11 protein-coding genes are annotated in these 14,583 nt (G+C 71.4%); 5 read left to right on the forward strand and 6 right to left on the reverse strand.

Translation table 11 applies throughout. The features are described from left to right. Positions 1–137 precede the first annotated feature (137 nt). Entirely contained in the window at positions 138–356 is a 219-nt protein-coding gene (locus tag ACWCSV_RS19515) for a hypothetical protein (protein WP_451143779.1), read from the forward strand. Between the two features lie 51 nt (positions 357–407). Here ACWCSV_RS19515 and ACWCSV_RS19520 read toward each other — a convergent pair whose 3' ends face one another. Further along, positions 408–1,115: a TetR/AcrR family transcriptional regulator gene (locus ACWCSV_RS19520; protein ID WP_451143781.1), complete on the reverse strand. Its 708-nt coding sequence runs from the start codon at positions 1,113–1,115 to the stop codon at positions 408–410. Between the two features lie 209 nt (positions 1,116–1,324). Between ACWCSV_RS19520 and ACWCSV_RS19525 the strand changes: the two genes are divergently transcribed. Next, entirely contained in the window at positions 1,325–2,479 is a 1,155-nt protein-coding gene (locus ACWCSV_RS19525; protein ID WP_451143783.1) for an FAD-dependent oxidoreductase, read from the forward strand. Between the two features lie 112 nt (positions 2,480–2,591). Here ACWCSV_RS19525 and ACWCSV_RS19530 read toward each other — a convergent pair whose 3' ends face one another. The 4 genes from ACWCSV_RS19530 to ACWCSV_RS19545 form a co-directional block, all read right to left on the reverse strand. Then, positions 2,592–4,157 (reverse strand): sodium:solute symporter family protein, encoded by a 1,566-nt coding sequence (locus ACWCSV_RS19530; RefSeq protein WP_451143785.1) that lies wholly within the window; start codon positions 4,155–4,157, stop codon positions 2,592–2,594. 801 nt (positions 4,158–4,958) lie between these two features. Further along, positions 4,959–5,165, reverse strand: a complete 207-nt coding sequence (locus tag ACWCSV_RS19535) for a DUF397 domain-containing protein (protein WP_390965373.1) — start codon at positions 5,163–5,165, stop codon at positions 4,959–4,961. Between the two features lie 273 nt (positions 5,166–5,438). Next, complete coding sequence (locus ACWCSV_RS19540; protein WP_450772166.1) at positions 5,439–6,296, reverse strand: helix-turn-helix domain-containing protein; 858 nt, start codon at positions 6,294–6,296, stop codon at positions 5,439–5,441. A 268-nt stretch (positions 6,297–6,564) separates the two neighbouring features. After that, positions 6,565–7,278 (reverse strand): GOLPH3/VPS74 family protein, encoded by a 714-nt coding sequence (locus ACWCSV_RS19545; protein ID WP_451012277.1) that lies wholly within the window; start codon positions 7,276–7,278, stop codon positions 6,565–6,567. Positions 7,279–7,469: 191 nt separating this feature from the next. Between ACWCSV_RS19545 and ACWCSV_RS19550 the strand changes: the two genes are divergently transcribed. Both ACWCSV_RS19550 and ACWCSV_RS19555 read left to right on the forward strand, forming a co-directional pair. After that, positions 7,470–10,235 carry a serine hydrolase gene (locus ACWCSV_RS19550; RefSeq protein ID WP_451143788.1) on the forward strand — a complete coding sequence of 922 codons (2,766 nt, stop codon included), beginning with the start codon at positions 7,470–7,472 and terminating at the stop codon, positions 10,233–10,235. A 288-nt stretch (positions 10,236–10,523) separates the two neighbouring features. After that, positions 10,524–12,554, forward strand: coding sequence for an MFS transporter (locus ACWCSV_RS19555; protein WP_451143790.1), 2,031 nt, complete (start codon positions 10,524–10,526; stop codon positions 12,552–12,554). Here the strand turns inward: ACWCSV_RS19555 and ACWCSV_RS19560 are convergent. Further along, positions 12,517–13,380 carry an ATP-grasp domain-containing protein gene (locus ACWCSV_RS19560; protein ID WP_451143792.1) on the reverse strand — a complete coding sequence of 288 codons (864 nt, stop codon included), beginning with the start codon at positions 13,378–13,380 and terminating at the stop codon, positions 12,517–12,519. The genes ACWCSV_RS19555 and ACWCSV_RS19560 overlap by 38 nt on opposite strands. 179 nt (positions 13,381–13,559) lie before the next feature. Between ACWCSV_RS19560 and ACWCSV_RS19565 the strand changes: the two genes are divergently transcribed. Beyond that, positions 13,560–14,507: an aminoglycoside phosphotransferase family protein gene (locus tag ACWCSV_RS19565; RefSeq protein WP_451143794.1), complete on the forward strand. Its 948-nt coding sequence runs from the start codon at positions 13,560–13,562 to the stop codon at positions 14,505–14,507. Positions 14,508–14,583: the final 76 nt, after the last annotated feature.

Here is a 14,583-nt window from a genome sequence, read left to right on the forward strand (position 1 = left end):
CCTTCGCCCAGGAGGTCGCGTACTAACAGGAAGCCGGAATCGAGACGCTGCCGGCACTGACGGCGAGCGGCCTGCTGGAGCGGGAGGCGGCGCATTCCGTGCTGGACGTCGGGCGCGTGGTGCGTTGCGAGGAGGACATGGAGGAACCGGGTGACGTGCGGGTGGTCGAAGCGGCAGAAGTCCTCGAACTGTTCGGGACGGCGCAGCCCGGCCGGGAGCTCGTCGAACAGGAACTGGAGCGGGCCGGAGACGGCTGGTTCCCTCCGTTCGACCGCGGCTCCGGCTGCTGCACGATCGTCTACGGAGACGAGGGGCGCCCGGCGGAGCTGTGCTTCTGGGGCTGCACCGGCGACTGATGGCCGGCAGCAGGCATGGTGGCCGGTGGCCTGATCGCCGCCGGTCACCACCTAAGGGCCGTGGAGCGCGGTGATGCCCGCGAGCACGAGGTCGACCCCGGCGAGGAACTGCTCGCGGTCGTCGTGGCCCCGCATCTGGTCCGCGACGGCCCGGGTGAACGGGTAGGCGTCGGGATCGAGCCCCTCCCAGGCCGTGGACGCGGCGTCGAGGAACTCGGTGCGGGTCATGTCCGGACCGAGCGTGCGGGCGTTCTCGGTGTTCGTGGCGTTCTGCCCGGCGGCGCCCAGGACATAGTGCATCAGCGCCGAGGTCACCGTGAACCAGCCGGCCTCGGGCACGCCCAGGGCCTGGACCCGCCGGCCGAGGCTCTCGAAGATCCGGGGTGCCACCGTCCCCCAGTGGCCGCGGGAGAGCCGGGCGGCGAGCTGGGGCGCGAGCCAGGGGTGCGCGTCGGTGGCGTCGAACAGGCCGAGGGCGACGGCGCGGACCGCGGCCTCGGGCGAGCCCTGCGCCCCGGACGGCTCCACCGCCACGGCGGCGGCGACGACCGCCTCGATGGCGGCGCCGAGCAGCTCGTCCTTGTTCGCCACGTGGTGGTAGATCGCCCCCGGCCCGGTCGCCAGGTGCTCGGAGAGTGCCCGGAACGTCAGCCCGCCCTCGCCGGCCGTGTCGAGCAGCGCGATGGACGCCCGGACGATGCGTTCCCGGGAGAGCGCCTCCGTGCGCCGCGGTGACCGGCGCGGCCCTGTGGTCGTCATGGAGCCATTTTGACATGAGTGGAACGTTGTTCCAACATGGTGATGGAACGGCGTTCCAAAGTGTCGGCCGCGGCATGCCCGGGACGGTGCGGTCGGACCCCGAGTCCCCGACTTCGCAGTCCCCGACCCCGGAGTCCCCGACCCCGGAGTCCCTGACCCCGGAGTCCCTGACCCCGTCCCGGACGCCGCGCCCCGAAGGAGGAGTCACCATGAGCAGCACCCCCAGCACCCCCAGCACCCCCAGCACCCACGTCACGATCGTCGGCGCCGGACTCGGCGGCCTCACGCTCGCCCGCGTCCTGCACGTCCACGGCATCCCGTCCACCGTCTACGAGGCCGAGGCGTCGCCGACCGCCCGCACCCAGGGCGGCATGCTCGACATCCACGACCACAACGGCCTCCCGGCACTCCGCGAGGCGGGGCTGGAAGAGGCGTTCCGCGCCATCGTCCTGGAGGGCCACCAGGCGACCCGCGTCCTCGAAACGGACGGGGCCGTGCTCCTGGACGAGCCCGACGACGGTTCGGGCGGCCGCCCCGAGGCGCTCCGCGGCGAGCTGCGCCGGATGCTGCTCGAATCGCTGCCGGCCGGAACCGTCCGGTGGGGCCACAAGGTCAGCGGTGTACGCGCCCTCGGCGACGGCACCCACGAGGTCGCCTTCGCCGAAGGCACCATCGTCACCACCGGGCTGCTGGTCGGTGCGGACGGGGCCTGGTCGCGGGTCCGCCCGTTGCTCTCCGGCGCCGTCCCCGCGTACTCCGGCATGTCGTACGTCGAGACCTACCTCCACGACGCCGACGTCCGGCACCCCGCCGCCGCGAAGGCGGTCGGCGGCGGGGCGATGTGCGCGCTGGAGCCCGGCAAGGGCATCCAGGCCCACCGGGAGACCAACGGCACCCTGCACACCTACGTGGCGCTCAGCAGGCCGCAGGAGTGGTTCGCGGACGTCGACTTCACCGACCCCGCCAAGGCCACCGCAAGGATCGCCGCGGAGTTCGACGGCTGGGCGCCGGAGCTCACCGCGCTGATCACCGACGGGGAGACCGCACCGGTGCTGCGCCCGCTCTTCACCCTGCCCGACGAGCACCGGTGGGACCGCGTCCCCGGGGTCACCCTGCTCGGGGACGCCGCGCACCTCATGATCCCGTCCGGCGAGGGCGCCAACCTGGCCATGCTGGACGCCGCCGAACTCGGCAAGGCCCTCGCCGCGCACCCCGGCGACGTGGAGGCCGCGCTCGCCGCCTACGAGCGGGAGCTGTTCCCCCGCAGCGCGGCGGAGGCCGTCGACGCCACCGAGCTCCACGAGGCGATGTACGGCGAGAACGCGCCCCACGGCCTGCTCCGCATGTTCACCGGCCAGGCGTAGCCCCCTGCGGGCCGAGCGTCGTACGAAGGACGCCAACGGGCCGGTACCGCACCGGTGTCGAACCGAGCGGTACCGGCCCGCACGCTCGTACGCGTCCGGGGGCCGACCCGGCTCAGTCCCGGATCGGTGCGGTGTCCGCGGCCGGGCCGCCCTGGGCGGGCAGGGAGGCGGCGGCCGAGTCGTCGTCGCCGTCCTCGTTGATGCGGGCGAGCACCGCGTCGCGCTCCGGGGTGTCCTCCGGCTTCACGAAACCGATCACGACGTACAGGACCAGGGAGACCGCGAGCGGCACCGAGACCTGGTACTGGAGCGGGACGCCACCGTCCACGGCCCAGTTGATCGGGTAGTTGACCAGCCAGAACGCCACCAGGCCCAGCGCCCAGCTGACCAGCGCCGCGGTCGGCCCGGACTTCCGGAACGTACGCAGCAGGCCGAGCATGAACGGGATGGCGATCGGGCCCATCAGGCCGGCCACCCACTTGATCACGACGGTGATGATGTCCTTGAACGTCGGGGAGTTGACCTGCGTGGCAACCGCCATCGACAGGGCGAGGAAGGCGATCGTGGTCCACCGGGCCGCGATCAGGCCGACCCGCTCGTTCCAGCTCCGCGCGGACTTGGCGAAGGTCGGCACGATGTCGCGGGTGAAGACGGCGGAGATGGCGTTGGCGTCCGAGGAGCACATGGCCATGGTGTGCGAGAAGAAGCCGACGATGACAAGGCCCAACAGGCCGTGCGGCAGCAGCTGTTCGGTCATCAGCGCGTAGCTGTCCGAGGCGTCCGGCTTCTGCGCGTGGACGAGCAGCGGCGCACACCACATCGGGAAGAACAGCACCAGCGGCCAGACGAACCACAGGATGGCCGAGAGGCGCGCCGAACGGGTCGCGGAGCGCGCCGAGTCGGTGGCCATGTACCGCTGGGCCTGGTTCCACATGCCGCCGTTGTACTCGAAGGTCTTGATGAAGAGGAACGCGAGCAGGAAGGTCACCGTGTACGGCCCGGCGGTCGGGTCGGCGTGGCCGTCGGGGAGCTTGTCCCAGACCGTCCACAGGGTGGAGAACCCGTCCAGCTTGCCCATCACCGCGATCAGCATCGCGAGCCCGGCGAAGAGCTGGATGATGAACTGCCCCAGCTCCGTGAGCGCGTCGGCCCACAGTCCGCCGACCGTGCAGTAGATGGCGGTGATGACGCCGGTGATGAGGATGCCCTGGGTGATGGTCAGCCCGGTGAACACCGACAACAGGGTGGCGATCGCCGCCCACTTGGCGCCGACGTCCACCACCTTCAGCAGCAGACCGGACCAGGCGAGCGCCTGCTGGGTCTCGACGTTGTAGCGGTTCTTCAGGTACTCCAGCGGGGAAGCGACCCGCAGGCGCGAGCGCAGCCGGTTGAGCCGGGGTGCGAAGAGTTTCGCGCCGATGAAGATGCCGATGGCGATCGGGAGCGACCACGTGACGAAGGAGGTCACCCCGTACGTGTAGGCGATGCCGGCGTAGCCGGTGAACATCACCGCGCTGTACCCCGACATGTGGTGCGAGATGCCGGAGAGCCACCACGGCATCTTCCCGCCGGCCGTGAAGAAGTCGCCGACGGTGTCCACGCGCTTGTGCGACCAGAGTCCGATCGCGACCATCACACCGAAGTAGCCGATGAGTACGGTCCAGTCGAGACTGTTCATGTACCCCTCCAGGGGTCCGCCTTGTGAACGGGAACGCTCTTCGTCAGTACGGCCGTTCAGCGGTACCCCGCGCGGGTAACGGGGACTTGGGGGATTGAACCGCTTCCGCGTGCACGTGGTCAAGGCATGAGTGTCCATGAGTGTGAACGCCAATCAGCAGTCCGAACGATTTTGCCCGTTCTTGACCAAGCGGGGCGTTGTGCGGACGTGACGGCGGCCACACGATGGGCGGGCACTTCGTCAGGCTGTCCGAAACATCGAATGCGCGCGACGTGCGCGATGTGCGCGAAGCGGTGAACGGCCCGTGCGGGCAAGGGAATCGGCGGCGAACGGGCGTCAACCAACGCCCCGGGCGACCGGGTTCGCGGTCGCACCGCCGGAAAACGCCGCCGTCGCGCCCTCGTGGTTCCGACCGCGGTGCGCGGGCCCGGGAAAGGGCCTCCCGCTCCGCGTGCGGCGCGCACACGGCAAGACCGCACGGGATGCGGGTCCCGTGCGGTCGAGGAGGGGGGAACTTGGTCGGCCGACATCCGGCGATGCCGGAGCAGAGCCAGTACGGTCGCCGGTTCCCACCCCGGTGTGCCGCCGGTTCATGCCGTGCGGCGGGGTTCGTACGCCGCCTGCGTGGCGTCCGAGGCGGATGACCACCCCGGACGCCACGCGGCGTACCGGTCGATGCGCGCGTACCGCTCGGTCACCCCGTACGGAGCGGGTGGAGCCGAGCCCTCTCGGCCAGGACGGCGGGCCGGTCGAGAGGGCCGGATGGGCGGCACGGGCGCGGGCCGGTGGAATTCACCGGGCTCAGACGTCGAGCGTGCGCTCCGCGACGTCCCGGACGAACGCGTTCCAGGCACCGGGCACGAAGGTGATCGAGGGACCCTCGGTCACCTTCGAGTCGCGGACCGCGATGGAGAGCGCGACGGGGGACTTGACCTCGACGCAGGCGCCGTTGCCGCCGGAGTACGAGGACTTGGTCCACATGTCCGTAGCACCCTGGATGATAGCCATGTTCACTCCGGTTTCGATGAGTTGATCGTGAGCCTCGCACCAGACTGCTTTCAGCTGGCGTGATCGACGCTACTCGCCAACTCCCCCGGCTGAAATTGCCGTTCACTCGACCGGATGGCAATTGCCAATGAACTCTTACCCGGTGAGGCGGCGACGGTGTATCGTGCCGTCGCCCCTCACGCCACATCGCTGTATGTCGCACATGACCCGCTATGGCGGGGCGGCCGGTTCGCGCCCTTGCCGTCAGGGGTGTCGACCCGGTTCCGCCCCCGGTCAGTCGGTGTACTTCTTCGCGATCCCGCCGATGAAGTGGCGGCTCTGCTCCACGTTGAGCGCCTGGGCCCGGAGGTGCTCGTACATGACGCTGTACCGCTGCACGTCGTTCGCCTTCTCCAGGTAGAGGTCGCTGGTGACACCCTCGATGTAGACCACGCTGGAGTCGGCCGTGTCCGGGAACTCCAGGATGGCGTACTGCCCGTTGATGCCCGGGTGCGCGCCCATGTCGAACGGCAGGACCTGCACGGTCACGTGCGGCAGCTTCGAGCAGGCCACCAGGTGCTCCAGCTGCTCGATCATCACCTGCTTGCCGCCGACCGTCCGGTGCAGCGCGGATTCGTCTATGACGACCCACAGGCGCAACGGGCGTTCGGGATCGTTGATCCGGTCCTGGCGGCGCGCCCGGACGTTCACCCGCTTCTCGATGTCGGCCGGCGGCGCCTCCGGGAGGGCACCCGTGATCAACGCCTCGGAGTACGCCCGCGTCTGGAGCAGCCCCGGAATGACCTGGGGCTCGTATCCGCGCAGCGACTCCGCGTCGGTCTCCAGGCCGATGTAGACGCTGTACGGGATGTCGCCGAACGCGTGCCACCAGCCCTGCTGGCGCGAGTCCTTCGCCATCTGCATGAGGGAGTCGACGATGCGGTGGTCCTCGACCTCGTAGACCCCGCAGAGGTCGCGGACGTCACGCTGGCTGATGGAACGGCGGCCGTTCTCCAGCCGGCTGATCTTCGACTGCGAGACCAGCAGGCGGTCGGCGACCTCTTCGGCGGTCATGCCCTTGAGCTCGCGCAGGCGGCGCAATTCCTGGCCCAACCGACGTCGCCTGACGGTGGGATTGACGGTGGACGGCACGGAAACGGCACCTCCGGCTATGTAGCTGTGCGTATCTACTTCTCAGCAGATTGCCACCCTTGGCCCTCGCTTCGCTGGAAAACGGGGAACGCAAGCACGCGGGGCAGCCGGAAGACCGGCTGCCCCGCGTGTGTTGCGGCTCCCGGACCGGGTCTTCGAGGACGTCGGCACGGCGGTATGTGATTCTCCACGCGGTCTCCCGCACGGCTCTGAAACGGTGCGCAGCGCGGATGTCCCGCGCGGCGCACCGCGGTTCAGCTCACTGCGTTCAGCTCGCCGCGGTCTGCGCCATGCTGCCGCTACGTGCTTGCGGCTGCAACGGCACTCCCGCTGCCTGCTGGTTGCGGCGGGGCTGTGCGCCCGCGCCGCTCTGGACGTCCATCACGGCATGCGCCACGAGGCCGCCCATCGGGTCGTGCCTGATCAGGTCCCGGAGGCGGGAGCGTGATGAACGCCCCTCGTTCCCCGGGTACAGGTGCTTGCCGAGTCCGACCGCGTGGGCCAGCGCGGCAAGCGCCGCGGTCCGCGGGTCCGGCGGTACACCGGTGCGGATCGCACTGTCCAGCCGGGACCTGATGTCCCTGCTGACTGCCGTGTCCGTCGCCTGGTAGCGAGTCGTCGGCAGCACTCCGCACATCTGGCCCGCCACGGCATGCACCATGCCGCACCGCTCCAGATGAGCGAGATAGACCTGACGGAGCCCCAGTCGGGGTCCGCCGATCCAGTGGACCGCCCGTACCGGGCTGCCGCGTCTGCGCAGCAGTTCCAGTGCGGAGTCCAGTGTCGGATCTCCAGTCGGCCGTGGCATCACCACGGCGATACGATCCCCGTCAGGGGCTATCCGTCCTGCCAGAGCCAGCTCCACTAGCTGTGCTCCGGCGAGGCCGAGGTCGAGCGACTGCGGCTGCGCCGTGGTACCCGTGGTCGGGTCCAGTGCGAGCAGCAAAAGCTCTTCCGGAATTGTTCTGCGGCTCCTGCCCATCCATGCCTCCCCGCGTGGATGAGTGACAGGGTGACCCCTCTCACAACTGTCTGTCGAGAGCGCCTGCCAGCTTTGTGCGGGAACCAGTAGGTATGTCGTTCTCGTCTAGCAGCTGAAGCAAGGGTTCACACAGGACACTGGTACACGGTTCGGACAGCGGGGGCAGTCCCCGCGGCGATGAGGAGGCATTGGTGGCGGGCGAGTTCCCCGGTAAGTCGGAGCGGTCGAAGTCCTCGGGGACGGCTCCGGAGGAACGCGACCCCAGGCTTTCCGTGTTCCGTGAATCCGCCGGACCGAGTGACGACACCGTCGGTGACGCGGCGGAGGACGCTCCCGGTTCCGGGACGGACGCGGAGCCGGGTACGGACGATGCTTCCGGCACCGGCGCGGAGTCGGGTGCGGAGGCCGAGTCGGGTACGGACGCGGAGCCGGAGACCGACGCGCGGAAGGACACCGCCACCGCGGTGTTCCGCTTCCGGGTTCCGGTTCCCCCGGCCGACGACGCGGCTGACGCTGCCGGCGCGGACCACGACGCCGAGGCGGCCGGCGTGGACGAGGCGGCCGGCGTGGACGAGGCGGCCGACGCCGACGAGGCGGCCGACGCCGACGAGGCGGACGCCACCGGGCGCGCCGGGAGCGTCACGAGCACCGACGCGGCCGAGGACGGCGCGGCAGAGGCCGCTGAAGGCCCCACAGGGCCCTCGGAGGCCGATTCCGCGCCCTCGGGCGCCTCCGGCGCACCGGAGGCCTCCACGAGCGCCCCGGCCGCCGATGCGGACGCGGAGGACGCGGAGGCGGCTGAGAGCGAAACGGCCGCGAGCGAAACGGCCGAGGGCGAAACGGCTGAGAGCGAAACGGCCGAGGGCGACGGCGACAAGCGTCTGCGCCGCGCGGTCGCCGCCTGGGTCGCCGAGGGCGACAGCCCCGCCGCGGCCGAGAAGCCGGCCGCGGTCACGGAGCCCGCCGCGGTCACGGAGCCCGCAGAACCGGCGAAGGACGACAAGCCCTCGGAGGACGAGAAGCCCTCGGAGGACGAGAAGCCCTCGGAGGACGACAAGCCCTCGGAGGACGAGAAGCCCTCGGAGGACGACAAGCCCTCGGAGGACGAGAAGCCCGACGCGGACACGGCCGGCGCCCAGGTGCCCCGTACCCGTGAGGAGGCCGCGCCCACCGAACCGGCGTCGGCAGCCAAGGGGCCCGGCGCCTCCGGCAAGACCGACGAGCCCGCCGACGAGCCCGCGAAGGTGACCGCCGACGCCGACGCCGATGAGGACGGCGACGACGCGGACGACGCCGGTATCGACCAGCCCACCGCCGTGTTCAAGTCGGTCCGCCCCCGGATCGACCAGCCCACGACCGCGCTGAAGATCCCGAAGCGCGAGGCGTCGGCCGAGCGGGACGCCGAGCAGGACGCCAAGGCGGACATGAAGCGGGCCCCGAGCGGCGCGAAGGCCTCGAAGGCCGCGACGGCTGCGGCGGACGTGAAGCCCGGGCCCGAGAGCGAGTCGGAGCGCACCAGCACGTTCGTACCGCTGCGCTCGGACGACGTACGGTCCGCGCCCGCGCCGCGTCGTCCGGAGTCGCAGAGGACGGTCATCGGTCCCACGGTGACGCCGGCCGTCGGTACGCCCGCCACGGGTGAGCCCGACCGGACCCGGTCGATGCCGCTGCCTCCGAAGCCGCCGCTGGACCTGCTCGCCGAGCTGACGAACACCCCGCCGCCGGCGGAGACCCCGGTGCGTACGGCGGTGCGGCGGGTCAAGATCTGGACGCCGCTCGTCCTGCTCGTACTCATCCTCTTTGCAGTCGCACAGATGGTCAGGCCGCTACCGGACCCGATGCTCTCGGTGACGACGAAGCCGACCTACACGTTCGACGGGGCTGCCCCCGACCTGTCGTGGCCGTCCCAGGGGCAGGGCTACATGGCGGCGACCGGCCTCGGCGAGGTCGGCTCTTTCGGGAAGCAGAAGCCGGTGCCGATCGCGAGTGTGGCGAAGGCCATGACCGCGTACATCGTGCTCAGGGACCACCCGATGAAGAAGGGTGAGGACGGGGCGTCGATCACGGTCGACGCCAAGGGCGAGTCCGACGGCAAGCTCTCCTCCGAGGGCGAGTCCACGCTCGACACCGTCAAGAAGGGGGACGTGCTCACCCAGCGCGACGCCCTCTCCGCGATCATGATTCCCTCCGCCAACAACATCGCGCGGCTGCTCGCGCGGTGGGACGCGGGCTCCGAGAAGGCGTTCGTCGAGAAGATGAACGCCACCGCGAAGGAGCTCGGGATGACGAACACCACGTACACCGACCCCTCCGGCCTCAACGCCACCACCGTGAGCACCGCCGAGGACCTGGTGAAGCTCGGGGAGAAGCTGGTCGAGATCCCGGCGCTGATGGAGATCACCATCCTGCCGAGCTGGACCGACCCCACCGGCAAGCCCTGGCCCAACTACAACCGCCTGGTTCCCTTCAACGGGGCGCTCGGTATCAAGACCGGGTCGACCACCAAGGCGGGCGGCAACCTGCTCTTCGCGGCCCACAAGATGATCGACGGGACCGACCAGCTGATCGTCGGCGCGATCCTCGGCCAGTACGACAGCCAGTCGATCATCGACGAGGTCAACCGGGTCAGCAAGACGGTCATGCTGGCCACCGAGGACGCCCTCAAGGGCGCCACGATCGTGAAGAAGGGCCAGGTCGTCGGGGTCGTGGACGACGGGCTCGGCTCTACCACCCCGGTCGTCGCCACCAAGGACGTGAAGGCGGTCGGCTGGGGCGGGCTCACGGTGAAGCTGGAGCTCACCGACGACGGCAGGACCGTCCCGCACGAAGCGGCGGCCGGTACCGAGGTCGGCACGCTGACGGTCGGCGAGGGCACCAGCCAGGTCAAGGTGCCGGTCGCTCTGGCCCAGGACCTGAGCGAGCCCGGATTCGGGGCCAAGCTGTCCAGGATCGGCTGACGACGGGGGCGGACCGGCTGACGACGGCTCCGGATCGGATGACGACCGGTCCGGCCTGCGGGAAGGCCGACGGAAGGCCGAGGGCGGCCTGAGGGTTCGCCGAGGGGAGCCTCCGGGAATGTGGGCGGGGGGTACCGATCCGGTGCCCCCCGTCCCGCTTCTGTCCGCTTGGTACGTGTTAGCGTCCCGGAACAGACCGAACAGACGAGCAGACGAACAGCAGCCGGAGAGGCCGAACGGCGGTCGCCGGGGGACGCACCGGGCCGGCGGACGACGGGGAGAGCCGTAGTGACCACCGCGGAGCCGAGACCCGGCCGCGAGGCGGACAGCGAGAGAGACCGGACACCCGGGCAGCCCGACGGCTCCGGCGCGGGCGGCTCGACGGGCCCCGCGGACGGCGGCGATCCGGCCGTCGTGGGCCTGGTGCCGACTCAGCGCACCCCGGAACCGGACGCGCACGCCGACCACGAAACGCAGCCGCAGCCGCAGCCGCTGACGAAGCAGCTGCCGAAGCCGACCGGGCCGTCGACGCGGACCGAGCAGCACCCTCAGCCGGTGACGGTGCGGACCGAGCCGTCCACGCCGCCCCCGCCCCGCCCCCGGACGCTGCTGCACCGGCTGACCCGTCACCCCGTGACGATCGCGACGGCCGCCGCGGCCGTCACCCACGTCCTCTGGTTCTTCTTCTTCGCCAACAGCGGCGGCGACATCGCGGCGCAGGACGCCTGGGCCGAGTTCGTCGGCCAGCACCCCGGCACCGCGTACAACCTCGCCTGGTACGGGGGCATGCACCCCGTCTCGTACAGCGTGGTCTCGCCGTACCTGATGTCCCTGATCGGTGTCCGGTCGACGATGATGCTCGCCGGCACCGTCTCCGCCGGGCTGACCGCGATGATCCTGGTACGGGTCAAGGCCGTCCGGAACCCCCTCGCCTGCTCGCTCGCCGGGGTCTTCGCGTACCTGTGCAACGCGCTCTCGGGCCGGGTGACGTTCGGGCTCGGCATGATGTTCGCGGTCGGGGCCGTCGCCGCCGTCTTCTGCTGGCCGTACCGCTGGCGGTACCGGCGCTGGGCCAAGGCGTGCGTCGCCGCGCCGCTCGCAGGTCTCGCGACCGCCTCCAGCCCGGTCGCCGGGCTCTTCCTGGGCGTGGTGGCCGCCGCGCTCTTCCTGCACAAGCGGCGCCCCGGCGCGTACGCCATCGGGCTGCCGCCGGTGGTGGTGGTCGGGCTGTCCTCGTGGCTGTTCCCGTTCTCCGGCACCCAGCCGATGTCGGTGGGCACGCTGTCGCTGCCGTTCGTCTTCGCGGTGTTCGTCTTCGTGCTCGTACCGCGCGACTGGAAGACGGTCCGCACGGCGTCCGCCCTCTACGGCCTGGGCACGCTCGCCACCTACTTCGTGGACTCCCAGATCGGCTCCAACATCACGCGCATGGCGATGCTCTTCGCCGGTGTCGTGCTGCTGGCCGCGCTGCCGTTCACCGCGCCGCGCACCCGCCGCTGGTACGCCCTGGTGATCGCGATCGTCGGCCTCAACGTCTGGATCGGCTTCAAGAGCGTCGCCGACATCGTCCGTACCGCGCCGACCGCCTCCTGGGCGCGCGAGCTGGCGCCGCTGGTCAACCAGCTCCAGGTGGCCGACGCGACGAGGGGCCGGATCGAGGTCGTCCCCGCGAGCAGCCACCGCGAGGCATCGGCCCTGGCGCCGTACGTCAACCTCGCCCGCGGCTGGAACCGCCAGGCCGACATGAAGCGCAACCCGCTCTTCTACGACGACACCCTCGACGGGACGAACTACCGCGAGTGGCTCGACCGCTGGGCCGTCCACTACGTCGTGCTGCCCAAGGGCAAACCGGACAGCGGGGCCACCCAGGAGGCGACCCTGGTCGGTGACGGCCTGCCGTACCTGAAGCAGATCTGGGCCGACGCCAACTGGAAGCTGTACCGCGTCGAGGACCCGACCCCGCTCGCCGACCCGCCCGCCACCGTCCTGAACGCGGAGGCCGACGAGATCACGCTCCGGGTCGCCAAGGCCGGCCGCGTCCTCATCCGGGTGCCCTACACGCGCTGGCTCTCCCTCGTCGACGACGACGGCAAGGGCCTGGACCGCCCCCAGGAGACGGCGGAGTCCAAGGAGCGCACCAAGGACGACGACGAGGCTCCCAAGACCTTCGACAACGTCAACGGGTGCCTCCTGGAGGTCGACGAGGAGACCCACGGCGACCAGTGGACCGAACTCGTCGCCCCCAGGGCGGGCGTCTACCGGCTGGCCGCGCCGTACCGTTTCAGCCCCGGCACCCCGTGCCCGGAGGAGCTGCGCTGACCCGCGGGTCCTCCCGGTCCGGCGCGGGGGCTCCACCGCTCCGGGGCCGTACGAAGGCGTGGTCGCGGGCGACGTCCAGGGCCGCGGCGGGACCGGCGGCCCGCAGCAAGGTGTCCAGCGCGCGTTCCGGGTCGGCGGCGTAGCAGCCGCTCGCCCAGGCGGCGTTCGCCTCGATCACGCTCCAGCCGCCGTCCGCGTCCTGCCCGACGTCCACGACGATCGCGGACGGCAGCGAGTCCGAGGCCGCGGCCAGCAGGTCCGCGCCGAAGACGAGGGCGTCCGGCGACGGCTCACCGAGCCGGAGGCGGCCGCGCTCGGCGTACCGGCTCGCGGTGTGCACCGCCCCGTCGAGGACGTACAGCCGGTACTCGGACACGTACGACAGCACCTCGCTGACCAGCACCGGCGTCTCCGGCTCGACCGCGTCCGGACCGGGCAGCCGGGAACCGTCCGAGTACACGAGGGCCGGGATGCTCTTGTCGTTGGGCGACTTCACGAACACCGGCCTGCGCAGCGTGTACGCCTCCCGGATCGGCATCGCCCGGATCTCCCGCCGCGTGAACGCGATCGGAAGCCTGGCCATCCAGTCGGCCGGGGCCTCCAGCGGGGCGATCCCGAGCACCGGCGCCACGGCGTCGGCGAAGCCCGGCCCGGCGTGCAGATACGCGACGCCGTACGCCGACTCCCGCAGCGCCTCCGGTATCCGCGTCCCGCCCGGCTCCACGGTCCGCAGCCCGCGCCGCGCCGCCGCCCCGGCGATCGCCCGCGCGGACGCGGTGAGGCGGGGCGGGAGTACGAGGACGGGGCGGCGGCGGTCGTCGGTCATGGCAACCAGAGTGCGGTACGGGGACGGGCGCGGCCCAGTGGTTTTCGGGGGTGCTGTGGGGCATCGCCACCGTTACGGTTTCCGCAGGTGGCGGCGGGTTCGGGCAGCCGTCGGGGTCTCGTGGGCACCCGGCGGGGAAAGCGGTTGCGGCGGCCCCGCCCAGCCGATTCGATCGGCTCATGCTCTCCGACGAAGATCTTGTACGGACCCTGGTCGCCGCCCAGTTCCCGCAGTGGGCGGGGCTCCCCGTCAGCCGGACCGGCTCCCACGGCACGGTGAACGCCATCTACCGGCTCGGGGGAGCGATGGCGGTACGGCTCCCGCTCGCCGAGGGCGGCGCGCGGGACGTGGAGAAGGAACATCACTGGCTGCCCCGCCTGGCCGCCCACCTCCCGGTCCCGATCCCCGCCCCACTCGCCCAGGGCGTGCCGGGGGAGGGGTATCCCTGGGTCTGGTCGGTTTGCCGCTGGCTCGAAGGGGTGCCGCTGACCCGGTGGTTGGGGGTTGGCGAGGGTGAACAGGCGTCCAGTGCGGCTGACTCGCCCCCGGACTACAGCGAACTGGTTTCTGATATCGCTCAGTTCATCACCGCCCTGCGCCGGGTCGATCCGGCCGGCGCCCCGCCCGCGTACCGCAGCGAACAGCTCGCGGCCCGGGACGCCGTCACCCGCCGGACGATCGACGCCCTCCGCGGGGTTCTGGGCGATGAAGGCAGGGAGGGGGCTCTCGCCGTGTGGCAGTCGGCGCTGTCGGCCCCCGCGCCGGACGGGCCGGGGGTCTGGTCCCACGGGGACCTCCAGCCCGGCAACATCCTCATCAAGGAGGGCCGGTTGGGCGCCGTCATCGACTTCGGCTGCATGGGCCTCGCCGACCCGGCGCTCGACCTGATGGCCGCCTGGTACCTGCTCCCCGCCGCCGCCCGCCCCCGGTTCCGTACCGCCCTCGACGCGGACGACGCGACCTGGCGGCGGGCGCGCGGCTGGGCCCTCTCCGTCGCCCTCCCCGAACTCGCCCACTACCGCGACACGAACCCGGTGATGGCGGGCAACGCGCGCCGTGTCATTGGCGAGTTGCTGGCGGAGGAAACTGGTCTGCGCGGGGGAACGGTTCGGGCCGAGGGAGCCTGAGCCGGTCGGCGCCCGTGCAGCGGGAAGGCTCATCGGCTCGATGTGGACCTGTCGGCCGTGCAGGGGGTGGAGCGCG

The organism is Streptomyces sp. NPDC001770 (assembly GCF_053596135.1).